The sequence below is a fragment of the Streptomyces sp. NBC_01433 genome, from assembly GCF_026340105.1.
In the GTDB taxonomy this organism is placed as follows: domain Bacteria; phylum Actinomycetota; class Actinomycetes; order Streptomycetales; family Streptomycetaceae; genus Streptomyces.
The window spans coordinates 1-14,792 of record NZ_JAPEPM010000010.1 but is presented as its reverse complement, the minus strand read 5'-3'; the positions used below and the strand labels follow the sequence as shown (position 1 = coordinate 14,792).

Sequence of the window (14,792 nt, the reverse complement as noted above, 5' to 3'; positions counted from 1 at the left end):
TCCGCCTTCCGGTCGTTCTGTCAGGGTTTGGGTAGCCCTCGACCTGGACGGGATCCCGGAAGCGTCCACATCGATGCAGGTCAGAGGGGGTGAGCATCCTGGATGCGGCACGGTCCGACCCGGACGGGACTCGTCCAGGTCGAGGGGGTGCCGTCCAGGTTGACGGCCACCCCGTCCGGGGGCATACCAGCCCAAACGGGGCGACCGTCCAGGGCCGATCCAGGTTGATCAGGCGGTGAGGCCGTACTTCGTCTCGACCGCTCGGAGCACCGAGGTGAGTGGGTAGCCGTTGAGCGCGGACGTGCTGTCCTCCCAGGCCCGCTTCCTCTTCTCGTCGGCCTCGCGGACGACCAGTCGGGCCAGCTTCTCCGGGCTGATGGCGAGTCCGGCCGCCTGGAGCGCGTCGACCAGGACCGTGCCTGGCAGCCAGTCGACGGCCGCCGATTCGTCGTCAGCCTTCGCCGCCTGGTCGTAGGCGCCGAAAACGTCGACCAGGACAGCGAGGACCTGGCCCTCGTCCTCGCCCGTCTCCCGGAGCTGGTCCGCGAGCGACCGCGGCCCCGCAGGCAGGGTGCCCGCCTTGGCCCGCAGGTCGTAGGCGCGCTCCAGCAGGAGTGTGACCTCGTCGTCGGAGTAGTAGTCCGCCCGGACCAGGACCGGGTTCGAGCCCTCTGCCCACAGAAGACCGGCGCCCCGCATCTCCGGCTCGATGGTCTTGGCGCTGTAACCCGACGCGGCGGCGCCCTTGCCGAGGATCGTGTCGGACGCCTCGGGAGTGGTGCAGCGCAGAGCCCAGCGGATGGAGAGCAGGTCACGCAGCGAGGTGTCGACGACGTCCGAGCCGGGCTTCTGCGTGGCGCAGAAGGTGATGATCCCCGCCGCGCGCCCTCGGGAGACGAGGTTGCGGAGCTTCTTGGTGATCTTCTTTCCGAATTCCTCGTCCGTCGTGTAGAGCATCAGCTCGTCGACCCAGAGCAGCTTCTGCCGCAGCTCAGGGTGCTTGTTCGACAGGTCCTCGGTGACCTTGCGCTTGCCCAGCTTCTTGAGCAGCGCATACCGGTTCTTCATATCCAGGATCGCGGCGTCGAGCATTTCGTCGAACGCCTCGGGATCGGCGGCACCTTCGTAGCACTCGCACAGGCCCTCGAAGGGCTCCAGGTCGCCGCCGCCCTTTCCGTCCGCGAGCCAGAGGATGACCCGCGGGTCCAGCGCTGCGGCGAGCAGGATCGTGTTGCCCGACGCCGACTTACCCGCACCCGGCTCGCCACCGACAAGACCGGACCGCTCTACGACCGAGATGGAAATCGCCAGACCCCGCACGTCGGGGCCGATCTGAATACGGCCCCAGAAGTTCGCCGCACCCTCAAGCGCGAGCAGAGGACCGGGAGCGACGTCACCGGTGAACGGCAGGTCCTTGCTGACGTACAGCTCCAGCCGTCCGGCCCTGGCACCCTTCGACTTGTTCTTCGAAATGCTGAGCTGCGCTTCCTCCACACCGAATGCGCTCGCCAATTCGGCATGCCCCCGCATGGCCTTCTTCGCCGGAATTCCCGGCGGCAGGTCCACGATCGTCGACCAGGCGCCCCGCACGTCCAGCATCGGCATCTGGATGATGGCCAGGGACTCGTCCCCACCAATGACCTTGGCGGCGCGGAAGCACTCGTCGAGCATCGGTGCAGTCATGGCGTCGCCGTCTCCGAGCGACCTCCAGTCAGCCGACCAGTCGGTCTCCTCCGTGATCTGGTGGCGGCCCGCAAAAGCACCCCCGGAGAAAGTCACCAGGCTCCCGGCCGTCGCCCCAAGCCATCCGGCCTGGGCGTAACCTGCGGCGATGGCTGCGGCCGGCGGACCGTACGCAACTCCCAGGCGCAGACCATAGGCCCGGCGCCGGGTCGCCTTGAGCCGCTTGTGCTCGCCGATGGCCTGCATAGCAACCGTCTGAGTCCGGTCGGCCTGCTGCTGCGCGGCCAGCTTCTTGTTCTGCATCAGGCTGGGGGTGTAGCGCGCGGTCCGGGCTGCGGACCGGGCCTCGGCTGCGGCAATGTGCGCCTGGTGGGCGATCGCCTGCAGCTGGACACCCTCGAAGCCCCGCACCCAGTCCTGCACCCGGCGACGGCCGCGGCGGAACTGCGCGACGTGGCCCCGGTCGGTGCGCTGGCGGCGGACCCACCGGCGGTAGCCACGGACCCTGGCCCGGTAGAAAACCCCCGAGTACATGGCCCAGCCCTTGCCCGATCGCGCCCAGGCCGGGATCAGCGGGCTGTCGTCGAAGACGTCGAAGTCCGGGTCCTCCGGCTTGCTGGGGTCGCCTGCGGTTTTAGTGACCGTTCCTTCAAGGATTCGGCGGGCGGACTCGACGACCGCGGCCTTGTCCGTGGTGTCACTCGTGCCACCCAAAGCGGGGGCAGCAGCGGGGGCGCTGGTGTCCGTGGCCGGCCCCGCGCCGTGGAGGTAGGTGATGGTGGCCAGAGTCGTACGGTCCGGGTTCGAGGCAGTCGGCTGTTCCGTCATGCTGGTGCTTCTCCTTCGGGAGGAGGCGGGGCCCGGCGGCGACTTTGGTAGGGAGGCGCCGGGCCCCGCCGGTTTTCACGGGGGGGCGGATCAGTCAGGCGGCAGCGGCAGCGGTGGAACCCTCAACCGTCCAGGTCCACGCCTCGCCGCCTGCTGCGGCGCGGGCGGCCGCATCGGCCATGGCGCGGGCGAGGAGCGCGACGGCGGACTTGGTGTGCCGGTTGCGGGCGACCTTGAGCAGCTGCTCGGAGAGTTGCGCGGCCTCGGCGGCCGGGAAGGACCGGGACGCCGGGGCTTCCAGGATCCGAACGAGCGGCGCGATCGTCGGGCGGTCGACGAACGAGACCGAGCTCTCCGCGTACGGGGCGAGGGCGGTGATGCCCTTGAGCGGGTGGCGGTCCTCGCCGAAGAAGTCGGCCCCGTGCGAGACGACCAGGCTCGGCTCTGCGTCATGAATGGCGGGCTTGCGGCTCATGGATCAGGCCCCCATCGCAACGTCGCCGTCGACGAGCTTCAGCTTCCGCTCTGCGATGACCCGGTCCCGCAGCCGCCGCGCGTCGTCCCGGCGGATGCCCACCCTCTTCGACAGAGCGGCGGCGGAGATCTGGTTGCCCTCCGCGACGAGCTCGGCGGCCACCTTCAGGGCCTTCGGCAAAAGCGCCTCCAGCTCCTCATCCGACCGGCCGCGCGGGCCGTTCCCGCTGGCGTTCCCGTCAGTGTTCCCGGAAGCGTCCTCGCTGGCGTTCTCGCGGGCTTTCTCGCTTGCGTCTTTGGAGCCGTACACCCCAATTCCCGCAAGGGCTGTAGCGCCCTCAGGGGACCGCTGGAGGGCAGGGTGCTGGACGCTCGGACCGAGGGTCGGGATGCCCTCTGCGAGACGTCCGGGGAGGGGGTTGTAGAGGTTGGCGAGCATGCCCGCGCGGACCAGCTCGGGGCGCACGTGCTCACCCAGTTCGAAGGCGGCTCCGAGCTGTACCCGGGCGTCGGTCACCTGAGCGAAGATCTCGGCGGACAGTCCCTGCTGGGTGCCCTTCTTGATCTGCCAGGCGGCCCCGAAGGCTTCCTCCTCGGTGATGCTGCCGAGGGGCAAGGCCGACAGAAGGCGGTCCGCCTCTTCCGCGATGTCCTTGTGGTGCTTGCGGCGGCGGGCGAGGTGTTCCTGCCGCGCGGCTTCCGCCTTCTTCTCCTCCCGCCGGCGCTTCTTCTCCTCAGCCGTGCCGGTCTTCGCCGACAGCGTGCCGACCCACTGGCGGACCTCGAAGAGCAGAGGACCGAGCAGGGAGACCGCGGCGAGGCCGATCCCGGCCGTGGTCGCGTCCGCCTCGGACAGACCGGCGATGTTCTTGCCGTAGCCGTAGTTGATGGACGCGGCGAACCCGGCAGCCGCGAGGACGAACCCGCGCAGTGCCCACCGGACCCAGCCGGGCAGGCCCCTCTCGTCGGCGTAGGCGACACCGGCCGCCATCACCCAGGCCGCGCCCTCGATCGCGAACGGGAGCGGCAGCAGCATCGGCGACATGTGGGCGAAGTGCAGGATCTGCGCGGGCATCGACCCGAGAGCCGACGCCGTGACCAGAGCCAGGGTGCCGGTCCGGTAGACGTTGCCCGGGGTCAGCGCCTGCCGCCGAGCAGCCTTGCGTTCGGCGCGGGCGGCCTGCTTGGCCTTCTTCTTGGCCTGCTTGTCCGTGCGGGACTGCTTCGCGAGACGGGCGGCACGCTCGTCGGCCTCACGCTGCCGGACCGCCCGGCGCTCCTCGGCAGCTGCGGCGTCCTCACGCTGCTGCGCGGCCTTGATCTCGCGCGCCTTGAGCCGCGCCTCGACCTCAAGGCGGCGGTCCTCGCGCTCCTGTGCCGCCCGGACCTCGGCGGCCTTCAGCTCCTGCTCGGCCTGAGCCGCGGCATCGGCGCGGCGCTCTTCGCGGTAGCTGCTCATCGGGTGCCTCCAGCCGGGTTGGCCATGGTCGAGAGGAGGGCGGCGAGTTCTTCACGCAGCCGGGGGGACGTCGGGGTCAGGCGGAAGCGCCGGGCGAAGCTGTCGCCTCCGACGGCCGTCGCGCGGGCCACGGTCTCAGTGATGAGGCTGACCAGGGCGATGGTCCCGGCGATCACGCCGAGGGCCATCTCCAGCACGGTCAGCAGGAACAGGGCGAGGTGCGCGAGGAACCTCATGCCGCCACCCCCGTCTGGACCTCGTCGCGGACCAGGCGCAGGGCGGTACGGACGCTGCGGCGCTCGGCTCGGGGCTGACGGGCAAGGGCGACGGCGGCGGCCGGGTTCGGCCTGCCCACCGAGGCGAGCACCTCGTACGAGTCGAAGTCGGCGGCGGTCCAGTCGGCGGTGAAGTCGTCGTCCTCGAAGCCGAGGGCGTCGTCGTCGGTCTCCAGCTCGGCGGCCAGGACGACGGGGGCGGCGGCCGTACGGCGGCGCAGCTCCCTCGGCATCCGGCGCAGCAGGGACTGGTAGTACGCGGCGTCCTCGCGGTCGGTGTCCGTCTCGACCTGGAAGTCGGCGAGGAAGCTGTTCAGCGCGTCCCGGCTGGAGAGTCCGCCGGCGGTGAACTCCTCGGCGAAGTCCAGCGGCTCGACCTCGGTGTTGAAGCCGACCGCGGCCTCCAGGAATTCGGAGTCCGTAACGATGCGCTGACCTGCGACGATGATGTTCATGTGGGTCGTGCCCCTCTCGGTGTAACGGCCCCGGCGGCTCTCCGGCGGTCCTGGCAGATCACCCGGAGAGCCGCGCCGTTTTCGGGCGCAGTTCTGGTGGTTTAGGCATGGCTGTGCCGCGACGCTTCGTGAGTTGCCCCACTCGGCGCTGCCTTCCGGGAATGACATTCCCAGGATTACGAACCCGTGTCAATCGCTGACGCCGACATATTCCCAGGAGAGCGAGCCTCTAGGAATCATTCCCAGGACTATGGTTCACTGGTCTCCTCAACTGGAGGAGATCACCGGACATGCCACCGAAGTGGAGAGACCTCGCTGACGCGATCGCCGCGAAGATCAGCAAGGGCGAGTACGTGCCGGGCGAGCGCCTGCCCAAGATTGAGGACCAGGTCCTCGCGGGGAAGGGCTCCAAAACCACGGTCCACGCTGCGTACAAGGCGCTGGAGGCGGAAGGGCTGGTCATCTCTTCCCGTGGCCACGGAACGGTTGTGCAGGCACGGGGCACTCTGGCCACGGCCGCCGACCGCGAGGAGCGGAGCAAGCTCACCGGCTCGTCATGGCGAGCGGGGGAGCGGTCCGACTCCCACATGGCCGGCATCGTGTCCGCTCCGGAGGAAATCGCCGAGGCGCTCGGGATCAGTGCAGGTCAACCCGTGCTCCGGCGCTCACGCACCTACCGCGACGAACAGACCAGCGCCGTGATCTCCCACTCCACCTCGTGGATTCCGGCAGACCTCGCCGAGGAACTTCCGGAGCTGCTCATGGGCAGACGCCTTACCGGCGGGACCTCCATCGACCTGATCACCCGACACACCGGACGTCCCGTCGCTCGGCGGTACAGCTCGATGTGGGCTCGGATCACCACCCCCGCCGACGCGGCAACCCTGGAAATCCCAGAGGACACCCAGGCCGCCGTAACCGTGCTGACCGTTCGGGTCGTGGACACCGGTGACGCGACCATCGAATACGGCGTTGACGTGGGAGGACCCGGGCGCCGCTGGACCAAGGAAGAGGTCATCCGATGACACCCCTGCTCCTGGACGACACTCTCGTCCATGTCGCCGAGGAACGCCTGGGCTCACTGCTCCGGGCTCAGCAGAAGGGCACCATGCCCCCAGAAGGAAAGACGGAGATCACGCGCATCATGCGGACACTCGCAGGGCGAAGCGGCCCGGCCCGGCTCGTCTTGATGGCTGGCCTCCAGGGATCGAGGAAGACCAAGGTCGCCCGTGCACTCGAAGCCCAGGGTTTCCTGCGCTTCAGCCCGGACGAGCGGGTGTGGGAGACCTACGGGCACTACGGGCGCGACTTCCCGAGGGGTGAGTACCGCGTCCGGGAGCAGCCGATCCTCGAAGAGATCGCGGTGGAAGTCCGGGAGGCCCTCGACTCCGGCCGGGACGTCGTCGTAGACCACGGCTTCTGGACGGCCTCTGAGCGCGAGAAGTGGCGCCGGATCGGCGAGGAGATCGGCGCCGCCGTGACCCTGGTCCACCTGCCCGGCACCCACCAGGAAAGGTGGGACCGGATCAAGGAGCGCAACCAGGAGACCTACGACAACCCCAACGCCATGTGGTTCAGCGAAGCCGATCTACTACGGCACGCCGCTCGCTTCGAAGCCCCGGGCGTAGACGAACCCCACGTCACCTACACCGGCGACCTCGACCCCGTACTCCGGGCGCTCGAAGCCTCGGCCGACACCCAGCCCTAGATCACGACACGGTCACGCGCAACAACGCTGGCACGACAAACCGGATGGATCATCCCGGACGGTCGTGGACGATGAAGATCGACAGCGTATGCGGGTGCACCATGAGGGCCCAGAAACGCCGAAGGCGCCCCTGCCAGGGCGCCTCGGTTACAGCAAGGCCGGGATCACTACATCCCGGCGACGTCGAGAGAACTAGTTCAGGAGCTCTCCAACATGAGGGTACGAGATGTATCGGCCCCGGTGCCACACCGCCGGGAGAACAACACGGCTGCAACCCGGGCGCTCCGGGCAACATTGCTGGCCAGCGCGCTGCGATACGCCGAGCGCGGAATGTACGTGCACCCGCTGCTGGTCGGCGGGAAGGAGCCGCGCTGGCTCGACTGGGAAGCGCGGGCGACCCGCGACCCCGAGGTCATCGAGCGCACCTGGGGTCGCGCCCCATTCAACATCGGCATCGCCTGCGGTCCGTCCGCTCTCGTCGCGGTTGACCTGGACGTCCCGCACGACGGGGACGTGTCCGGTCTCGCCGACATTGTCGACGGCATGACGATGCTCGACTCCCTCGCCTCGCAGATCCCCTACGCTCAGATCACTCCAACGTTGACCGTCCGTACGCGGAGCGGCGGCCGTCACCTCGTCTACCGAGCTCCGGCCGGGGTCGAGGTGCGCAACACTGCTCGGACGATCGGGTGGTGCATCGACACCCGGGCCGCCGGTGGCTACATCGTCGGCATCGGCTCGCAGGTCGACGGCGTCTCGTACGAGCTGGAGGGCAGCGTCACCGATCCGGCGGTGCTGCCGGACTGGCTGCTGACGCTGATCACCACCGCCCCTGAGCCACCCAAAAGCGGGGGAGCGCCGCGCCGGGCAGATGTGGTCGCCCGGCTGCGGGACCTGACCCGCCAGGGCAGCCGCGAGGAGCGGTGGGCCCACGGCATCCTGCGCAGCGAGTGTGACGAGCTGGCGGCGATGAAGCCGGACACCGGCCGCAACAACAGGCTGAACCTGGCGGCGTACCGCGCGGGCCAGCTGGTCGCCGCCGGCCTCTTGGATCAGGCCGTCGCCGAGGAGCACCTGACGGAGGCCGCGCAGGCGTCCGGGCTCGGCGAGAAGTCCGCGTTCGAGATCGAGAAGACGCTCCGCTCCGGCATGACCGCCGGGCTGTCCCGGCCGCGCCGGATGATGACCGCGCCCGCGCGCCGGATGGGCGGTGCCGCGTGAACGACTTCGCACCGCAAGACACTAAGGTTCAGCGCCACGTAGACCACGCCTCGGCAATGGAAACGGCCCCGGCGACGTCTCACCGTCCCGGGGCCAGGCACCCGAGGAGTGGTCTCGAATGCGAGACGTTCGTATCCCGTCGCACCTGCTTGCGTCGCCCGCTGGTGATCGGGGGCACGGCATGAGCGAGGACATGGACCTGAGCCCCGAGGACCTCGCCGCCTTCCGGGCCTGGAAGGAGTCGACCAAGTCGGCGCCCCCGCAGCCGCGGGGACCGGCCGCGAAGAAGGGCAGCGGCGACAAGGCGCCGTCCGTGGCGGACCAGATCATCGCGATGGCCGACAGCCGGTACGAGTTCGGCACGTCGGACGCGGGCGACCTGTACGCCGTGCCGAAGGACGGTCCGCGGATCGCGCGTCTGCTGCGCGGCGGTCGGATCTCGCTGCGCGCCGAGCTGGCCCGGACGTACTACGGCCTGCACGGCAAGGCGGCGTCGTCCTCGGCACTCGCCGACGCGATGCTCGCCATCGAGGGCCGGGCGCAGGCTGAGGACCCGGTGCCGCTGCACCTGCGGGTCGCCCCGCTCGGCAAGCGTCCCGAGCACGGTTTCCTCCTCGACCTCGGGCGCGCGGACGGCCTGGTCGTCACGGTCACTCCGGAGAAGTGGAGCGTGGGGCCGGCCGCGCCGGGTCAGCCTCTCTTCCGCCGCTCCCAGCTCACGCAGCCGCTGCCGATCCCCAAGGGCGGCGGGTCGCTCAAGGAGCTGCGCGGGCTGCTGAACGTCACGGACCAGTCGTGGCCGCTGCTCGTGTCGTGGCTGGTCGCCGGTCTCGTCCCGGGCATCCCGCACCCGCTGCTCTTCCTGTCGGGCGAGCAGGGCACCGCGAAGTCAACGGCGACGAAGATGCTCGTGCAGCTGCTCGACCCGTCCGCCGCTCCGGCGCGGTCGACGCCGAAGGACCCGGACGACTGGTCCACGGCGGCGGTCGGCTCGTGGGTCGTCGGGCTCGACAACCTCTCGCGCATCCCCGAGTGGCTGTCGGACGCGATGTGCCGCGCGGCCACCGGTGACGCCAACGTGAAGCGGACCCTGTACTCGGACTCCGACGTCACGGTCCAGGAGTTCCGGCGGGTGCTGATCGTCAACGGAATCGACGTCGGCACGCTGCGCGGTGACCTTGCGGACCGCATGATCCCGGTCCACCTGCACCGGATCACCCAGCGGCGCACCGAGACCGCGTTGTGGGAAGCGTACGACGAGGCGCAGCCGCGGATCGTCGGTGCGCTCCTCGACCTCCTCGTTCGGACGCTCCAAGAGCTCCCGGCCGTCCGAGAGAAGGCCGACAACGGGGAGATCCCGCTGCCGCGTATGGCGGACTACGGCCTGATCATGGCCGCGCTCGACAAGGTCAGCGGCAGCATGACGTCGAGCATCCTGAACGACTACCTCCAGCAGCGCACCGAGCTGGCCGAAGAGGTGGTGGAGTCCAACCAGGTCGCCACCACGCTCCTGAACCTGATGAAGCGCCAGCCGCCGACCGGCGAGGGCGGGGCGCACGAGTGGGAGGGCACCACCGCCGAGCTGCTGGACACACTCACCCACGAGGCGGGGATCACGAACGACAAGTGGCCGCGCACCCCGGGCGCGCTGTCCGGCCGGATCAACCGGGTCGCCTCCGACCTCGACAAGCTCGGCGTCGACATCACCCGGCAGAAGTCCGGCAGCAAGAGGTCCATCACCATCCGGTACATCCCGCGTCCTGACCCGTCCGTCCCGCAGCCGGCGCCCGAGCCGGTGCAGGAACAGCTGATGCAGTAGCGTCACCGCTCTGCCGCCGACCCGCCGTGCACCGCACCGGCGGGCTTTCGGCGTACCCGCGCTCAGGGGCGGACTATCTAGCTTGATTGAGCGCAAAACCGCAGGTCACAGCCCAGGTATGCGAGGGCTTGCGGGGGAGTGGGACGCTCATTTCCGGGCGACGTACCGGGTCCAGGCGTCGGCCAGGGTCTCCAGCGCGGCCGTGGAAGCGCCGGCGGCCTCAAGGTGGTCGACGTACGTCTCCAGCTCGTCGGGCTCCTCCGGCCAGTCGGCGTCCGCCGCAGCGTCGCGCGCGAGGTCACCGATTCCGCCCCTGACCTGCGTGAACTGCGCCAGCCAGCCACCGAAGCCGCTCATGTGCCCACCCCTGTCCCTCGCCTGCAGTCGACGGTCCGCACCCTATCCCGTGCCCTGCCGCGTCCCTCACGGAGCGTGAGGGAATGGTGGGGCGAGGGACGCTCCTGAGTGGGACGCACATGAGGGACGCACCTGGGACGCAGTGCGTCCGGAGGGCCCAAAGAGCGTCCCTGGGACGCACTGCGTCCCTGGTGCGTCCCAGGTGCGTCCCTGCCCCTGACCTGCCACGTGCCCCATATGCCGCTTTTTTTGGGACGCAGGGACGCACTTGACCCCCTCATCTCTGTTGGAATGTTGAAGAAGAAGAGAGAGAAGAGGGAGCCATCAGAGATGAAGGGAAATTGTGCGTCCCTGCGTCCCAACTTCCGTCCGCGTGATCGACGGAAAGTGATCACTCTCGATCCGCACCCGGCGACGAACCGTCCGGTCGAGCACGCCGCCCCGCCTTTGGGTGGCTCAGAGCAGCCATGTCGCTGTTCAAGCACGCTTCGCGGCCGGAAGGCAAGACGAACCTTCGTGGGCGGGGCCGCAGCGCTCACGGGGCCGGTGCGGGCGCGGCGGGGCGGGTGACGTGCGGAAGGCCGCGGGCCGCGCCCGGCGACGGCCGGGAGGCCGGTCGCGGCCGGTTCGGCCGTCGCCGGTGAACGCGCGGCCCGCAAGGGGCCCGCACCCGGGGGTGCCAAGCGCGAACGCGCTTGTCCGTTCTACCCTCCCCCTCCAGGACGCGCTGCCGGGAGCGTCCCGCCACTGAGAGAGCGTCCCACCAGTGAATCCACGCTCTATCTAGCAAGATTGCCCGCGTCCTACCTGTTCACAGCCTCACCGGGCAGAGGCCGGACAGCGGAAAGCCCGCGTTCCCGCTTGCGGAAAAGCAGGCGAGAACGCGGGCGGCCGGGCGGGTTCAGACGCAGAGAGGGGCGAGCGCGGTGTAGCAGCCGATGCAGACCGGCAGCGGTCCGCTGGTCTCGGTGCCGGTCTCGACACGGAGCAGCAGGCCGGGCTGGGCACCTGTCGTACAGCCGGTTGCCCCGGGGAGACGATGGAAGACCGCGCACAGGCAGCGGCACCCGCCGGGTCGGTGCTGCTCCCAGTCGAGCAGGACCGGCAGCCGGAGGGTGAGGATCGGTTCCTCGAACCCGGTCACGCGGCGCCCTCGACCTGATCGGGGCCAGGGTCTTCGACCTTGAGCCGCTTGAACAAGGCTTCCAGCGCCTGGTCCACGAGGGTCTGCGGGTTGAGGTCGGTCTTCTCGACCGCCACGGTCAGCTTCCGGTTGTTCGAGGCGAGGATGCGGACGGAGAGCATTTCGCGCTCCGGGCCGCGGGGCCGGCCCCGGCGGCGAGGAGGATGCCGGGGTGCCTTGGGCTTGGCCGACTGGCGGGCGCGGCCGCCGTCGGCGCCGTGCTCCTGGTCGCCGTCGGCGTCCGCAGGATTGACAGCATTCCCGCTTGCGGAATTGTTCTCGGTTCCGCCGTCGCCGCTCCAGGAGTCGGGGTTGTCCCAGTCGGGTTCCGGAGCGCCGGACGGGGCGGCCGGGTCCTTCTCCCGGCCCTCTTCCTGGTTGTTTTTGGCCTTGTCGAGGAAGCTGGGCATCAGCTCCGTCCCTCCTTCAGGTGGGGCAGCGTGTGGAACAGGACCTTGCGGTACGCGCCGGTCAGCAGCTTGGCCTCGCGGCCGGGCGCGCTGGTGATTGGCGCGCGGGCGGTGCGGCAGGTCTCGCGCACTGCGTAGTTCTTGATGACCGTCGGAAGCACTAGGTCGCCGAAGGTCTCCTGGAGACGGCCGTCCCAGTACCGGTGGATCTCGCGGAACTCGCCATCACGGGGAACCAGGTTCCGTACGACACCGGCGACCTCCAGCTCCTCGTTGAGGCCGCCGGGGATGTTGTAGTGCTCGATGGACCGGATGGCCTCCGTGGCGCCGAGCCACCCGTCGTTGAGGAGGGTCGAGGGGATGAGTACCTTCCTCGTCGCCAGCAGGGCCGATCCGCCGATCTTGCCGCCAGGTCGAGGCGGCACGTCGAGGAACATGATGTCGACCAGGTCGCGCAGCCCCCACAGGGCGCGCTTGAGGCGGAACTCCATCCCGGTGGCGGGGTCGGTCTCCCTGTTGCCGAACTCCCGGACGCAGGGGAGGAGGAAGACGTTCGAGGGCCACTCCTTGCCGGCGCGCACCAGGACGTCCCGCGCGATCTCGGCGGGGTCCCTCGGCTTCTTCTCCCGGTCCACGTAGTAGATGTCGTTCACCGACAACTTCGGCTCCGAGACACCCAGCTCGTCGGTGAGCGTGGACCGCGGGTCGAGGTCCACGCCGCCGACCCGCAAGCCCAGCTCGGCGGCGACCGCGATGAGTCCCGCCGTCACCGACGTCTTACCGACCCCGCCCTTCTCCGAGACCTCGGCGACGGTGTCGAGTCCTTCTACGGCCATCGGCCCTCCCTTCCATGTCAGGTAGGGCGAAGCCTGTCGACCGGCGAGGCTAAGCGCAAGCTGACCCGCACGCATTCCCGACTGTGATTCGGCTTGCGGAAAAGCAAGCAAAGGCGCGAGGAGTCCCCGTGTTATCTAGCCAGATAGACCGCGATTCCCTAGGCAGGCCCGCCAAGGGCGCGGCAGGTCAGCGAATGGTGCGCTTCACGGCGGCGCGGAAGATGTCGCCGGTGGTGATGATCTGAGCCCGGAGCTTGGCTTTCTCGAATATGGCGTCGGCGTCAGGCCGGGACGCCATCGCGGCACACCAGACGTCGAGGAGAGTGACCGCGCCGCGCCGCTCGGCCTCGCGGAAGATGACCTCGGGGCCATCTCCCCACCTGGTCTGCCACTCCCACAGCGCCTTCACGGCCGGGGCGCTCGTCCAGTACGTGGCGCGCACGAGCTGCTCGCCGAGATCGGCGGGGAGGCGCACCGCCATCCGGGCCGTCAGTTTCGTCTTCTCGTGGCCGAACCGGTCGTAGTGGCTCGGGCCGGTGCCGACGCGACGCCCCGGCATCCGGGCGTCCTTGCTGGGCAGCGGCTCGTACGGGCCGTCCAACGCCTGGGTCTTGAGCTCGGCACGGACGGCACGCGCGACGACCAGGTCCCGGGTGCCGGCCAGCTTCCCCTTCGCCCGCATCGCGGCGAACTTCGCCCGCACCCGGCCGCGGGCCTCGCTCTGCGCCTTGCCCCGGAGGAAGCGCACGCCCTCGTCCTCCCGGGCCTTCTTCAGCCAGGCCAGCTCTGACGCCCGCCCGGCAGAGACCTTCTCATCCAGGGCCTCAAGGTCCCAGGGCTCCACCGCGACAACGAAAGGGATCACCGACATGGCGCGCAGTCTAGCTAGATACCCCGAGCCATTCCGGCCGGAGAGCACGGCGCCACCCGGGCGGGAAACCGGACGAGGACGCGGGCCTATCCGCTGGCATTCCCGCACGCGGAAACTCCAGCCCCACCAGCCCCACCAGCCCCACCAGCCTCTCCAGCCTCGAAAACCCGCTCTTTGGCCAGCGAGGCGTAGATAGTGCGCGCGGATGGTCTCCGGTGCTGGCTGGCAGTCTCGCGCGACCGCGCACACGTACGACGGTCTCACGGGTTCCATCCGTGCTGGCTAAGCCGCTAGCCTTTCCGCTTGCGGAAAAGTGTTCAAGCAAGCTAGATACCGCGCAGGAAAAGCGCAGGTCAACCAGCGTTTGACGGTTGTTGCGCACTCAGGATCTACGCCTTACCTTCGCTTCAAAAGCACTCACAGGAGGTCACCTTGCCCCGCTCCATCCCGCCACTTCCCGGTCTCACCCGGTACACCGACTGGGCCCTGGTGCCGGACGGTCTGCAGACCAAGACCCAGCTCGACCGCCAGGGCCTCAAGCCGGGGTCCGACCCGGTCGGCCAGATCCTCTACCACGGCAACTCGTACGCCCCGCTGTACGAGGAGAGCGCCGCAGTGCCGAAGCGCTCGGTGTCGCCCGCGCAGCGCGCCGTCCTCGACCGGGCCCGTGAACTCCAGTACCGGTGCCGGCGGTGCGGCGCCGAGGAGACGGAACCGCTCGGGAAGGGGAGGTTCTGCGACCCGTGCCGGTACGCGATGACGCTGTGGGAGCAGCACGACCAGGCGCAGCTCCTCGCGCGTGAGCTGGTCGTCGACCCGGCCGCCGTGCTCCTGGTCGTGGACGTCGAACCCGACTCGCTCCCGGAGGCGCAGGGCGTTGCCGTGGTCTCGGTGTGCGACCGCCAGGTCCTCTACGCCGCCGAGGCCGGGGAGTACGGCAGCCCCGAGCGCGGCGCCGTCCTCGACCGGCTTGATGCGCTCCTGGCGGACCGGCGGGTGATCGAGGAGCCCGACTTCATGGGCCCGAACCGCCGCTACCCGCACGCGGTGCTGCGCCTGCCCAGCTCCGAGCCGGTCCCTTCCGGCCGTGACCCGCTGCACCCGTGGGCCGCGCCCCACTCGTCGGCGAACGCCTCGGTGACGCAGGTCTGGGTCGGATGGTTCGGCTGGACGGACCGGCACTCGTCCACGCGTGCCTGCGCCCCGTGGGAGT

15 protein-coding genes are annotated in these 14,792 nt (G+C 69.6%); 5 read left to right on the top strand and 10 right to left on the bottom strand.

Going from position 1 to position 14,792, the window contains the following annotated elements:
- Nucleotides 1-228: 228 nt before the first annotated feature.
- From OG413_RS46505 to OG413_RS46485, 5 genes are all read right to left on the bottom strand, one after another.
- Nucleotides 229-2,511 carry an FtsK/SpoIIIE domain-containing protein gene (locus OG413_RS46505; RefSeq protein ID WP_266816005.1) on the bottom strand — a complete coding sequence of 761 codons (2,283 nt, stop codon included), beginning with the start codon at nucleotides 2,509-2,511 and terminating at the stop codon, nucleotides 229-231.
- Nucleotides 2,512-2,605: 94 nt separating this feature from the next.
- Nucleotides 2,606-2,986, bottom strand: coding sequence for a hypothetical protein (locus OG413_RS46500; RefSeq protein ID WP_266816004.1), 381 nt, complete (start codon nucleotides 2,984-2,986; stop codon nucleotides 2,606-2,608).
- Nucleotides 2,987-2,989: 3 nt separating this feature from the next.
- Nucleotides 2,990-4,444, bottom strand: coding sequence for a hypothetical protein (locus OG413_RS46495; protein ID WP_266816003.1), 1,455 nt, complete (start codon nucleotides 4,442-4,444; stop codon nucleotides 2,990-2,992).
- Nucleotides 4,441-4,680 carry a hypothetical protein gene (locus OG413_RS46490; RefSeq protein WP_266816002.1) on the bottom strand — a complete coding sequence of 80 codons (240 nt, stop codon included), beginning with the start codon at nucleotides 4,678-4,680 and terminating at the stop codon, nucleotides 4,441-4,443. The genes OG413_RS46495 and OG413_RS46490 overlap by 4 nt, the downstream gene beginning before the upstream one ends.
- Entirely contained in the window at nucleotides 4,677-5,174 is a 498-nt protein-coding gene (locus OG413_RS46485; RefSeq protein ID WP_266816001.1) for a hypothetical protein, read from the bottom strand. The genes OG413_RS46490 and OG413_RS46485 overlap by 4 nt, the downstream gene beginning before the upstream one ends.
- A 290-nt stretch (nucleotides 5,175-5,464) precedes the next feature.
- On the opposite strand from OG413_RS46485, the gene OG413_RS46480 reads away from it, so the two are divergent.
- The 4 genes from OG413_RS46480 to OG413_RS46465 all read left to right on the top strand — a co-directional run bounded on the left by OG413_RS46480 (nucleotide 5,465) and on the right by OG413_RS46465 (nucleotide 9,922).
- Nucleotides 5,465-6,199, top strand: a complete 735-nt coding sequence (locus OG413_RS46480; protein WP_266816000.1) for a GntR family transcriptional regulator — start codon at nucleotides 5,465-5,467, stop codon at nucleotides 6,197-6,199.
- Complete coding sequence (locus tag OG413_RS46475) at nucleotides 6,196-6,882, top strand: ATP-binding protein (RefSeq protein WP_266815999.1); 687 nt, start codon at nucleotides 6,196-6,198, stop codon at nucleotides 6,880-6,882. The genes OG413_RS46480 and OG413_RS46475 overlap by 4 nt, the downstream gene beginning before the upstream one ends.
- 213 nt (nucleotides 6,883-7,095) lie before the next feature.
- The gene (locus OG413_RS46470) at nucleotides 7,096-8,103 is read left to right on the top strand and encodes a bifunctional DNA primase/polymerase (protein WP_266815998.1); all 1,008 of its coding nucleotides are present in this window, start codon (nucleotides 7,096-7,098) and stop codon (nucleotides 8,101-8,103) included.
- A gap of 181 nt (nucleotides 8,104-8,284) precedes the next feature.
- Nucleotides 8,285-9,922, top strand: a complete 1,638-nt coding sequence (locus tag OG413_RS46465; RefSeq protein WP_266815997.1) for an ATP-binding protein — start codon at nucleotides 8,285-8,287, stop codon at nucleotides 9,920-9,922.
- Between the two features lie 147 nt (nucleotides 9,923-10,069).
- Here the strand turns inward: OG413_RS46465 and OG413_RS46460 are convergent, their stop codons facing one another.
- The 5 genes from OG413_RS46460 to OG413_RS46440 all read right to left on the bottom strand — a co-directional run bounded on the left by OG413_RS46460 (nucleotide 10,070) and on the right by OG413_RS46440 (nucleotide 13,579).
- Nucleotides 10,070-10,279, bottom strand: a complete 210-nt coding sequence (locus OG413_RS46460) for a YozE family protein (protein WP_266815996.1) — start codon at nucleotides 10,277-10,279, stop codon at nucleotides 10,070-10,072.
- A gap of 901 nt (nucleotides 10,280-11,180) precedes the next feature.
- Nucleotides 11,181-11,423 carry a DUF6372 family protein gene (locus tag OG413_RS46455; protein WP_266815995.1) on the bottom strand — a complete coding sequence of 81 codons (243 nt, stop codon included), beginning with the start codon at nucleotides 11,421-11,423 and terminating at the stop codon, nucleotides 11,181-11,183.
- A complete protein-coding gene (locus OG413_RS46450; RefSeq protein WP_266815994.1) occupies nucleotides 11,420-11,872 on the bottom strand; it encodes a hypothetical protein in 453 nt (150 codons plus the stop codon). The genes OG413_RS46455 and OG413_RS46450 overlap by 4 nt, the downstream gene beginning before the upstream one ends.
- A complete protein-coding gene (locus OG413_RS46445) occupies nucleotides 11,872-12,708 on the bottom strand; it encodes a ParA family protein (protein ID WP_266815993.1) in 837 nt (278 codons plus the stop codon). Before OG413_RS46445 ends, OG413_RS46450 begins: the two co-directional genes overlap by 1 nt.
- Nucleotides 12,709-12,895: 187 nt before the next feature.
- A complete protein-coding gene (locus tag OG413_RS46440; protein WP_266815992.1) occupies nucleotides 12,896-13,579 on the bottom strand; it encodes a hypothetical protein in 684 nt (227 codons plus the stop codon).
- A gap of 432 nt (nucleotides 13,580-14,011) precedes the next feature.
- Here OG413_RS46440 and OG413_RS46435 point away from each other — a divergent pair.
- Nucleotides 14,012-14,792: hypothetical protein (locus tag OG413_RS46435; RefSeq protein ID WP_266815991.1), on the top strand; the 781-nt coding region annotated here is incomplete at its 3' end.

Excerpts from the sequence above, each read along its gene's own strand:
- OG413_RS46495 (WP_266816003.1), bottom strand. The coding sequence starts at position 4,444 with ATGAGCAGCTACCGCGAAGAGCGCCGCGCCGATGCCGCGGCTCAGGCC.
- OG413_RS46480 (WP_266816000.1), top strand. The coding sequence starts at position 5,465 with ATGCCACCGAAGTGGAGAGACCTCGCTGACGCGATCGCCGCGAAGATC.
- OG413_RS46490 (WP_266816002.1), bottom strand. The coding sequence starts at position 4,680 with ATGAGGTTCCTCGCGCACCTCGCCCTGTTCCTGCTGACCGTGCTGGAG.
- OG413_RS46470 (WP_266815998.1), top strand. The coding sequence starts at position 7,096 with ATGAGGGTACGAGATGTATCGGCCCCGGTGCCACACCGCCGGGAGAAC.
- OG413_RS46500 (WP_266816004.1), bottom strand. The coding sequence starts at position 2,986 with ATGAGCCGCAAGCCCGCCATTCATGACGCAGAGCCGAGCCTGGTCGTC.
- OG413_RS46445 (WP_266815993.1), bottom strand. The coding sequence starts at position 12,708 with ATGGCCGTAGAAGGACTCGACACCGTCGCCGAGGTCTCGGAGAAGGGC.
- OG413_RS46465 (WP_266815997.1), top strand. The coding sequence starts at position 8,285 with ATGAGCGAGGACATGGACCTGAGCCCCGAGGACCTCGCCGCCTTCCGG.
- OG413_RS46450 (WP_266815994.1), bottom strand. The coding sequence starts at position 11,872 with ATGCCCAGCTTCCTCGACAAGGCCAAAAACAACCAGGAAGAGGGCCGG.
- OG413_RS46460 (WP_266815996.1), bottom strand. The coding sequence starts at position 10,279 with ATGAGCGGCTTCGGTGGCTGGCTGGCGCAGTTCACGCAGGTCAGGGGC.
- OG413_RS46475 (WP_266815999.1), top strand. The coding sequence starts at position 6,196 with ATGACACCCCTGCTCCTGGACGACACTCTCGTCCATGTCGCCGAGGAA.
- OG413_RS46485 (WP_266816001.1), bottom strand. The coding sequence starts at position 5,174 with ATGAACATCATCGTCGCAGGTCAGCGCATCGTTACGGACTCCGAATTC.
- OG413_RS46440 (WP_266815992.1), bottom strand. The coding sequence starts at position 13,579 with ATGTCGGTGATCCCTTTCGTTGTCGCGGTGGAGCCCTGGGACCTTGAG.
- OG413_RS46505 (WP_266816005.1), bottom strand. The coding sequence starts at position 2,511 with ATGACGGAACAGCCGACTGCCTCGAACCCGGACCGTACGACTCTGGCC.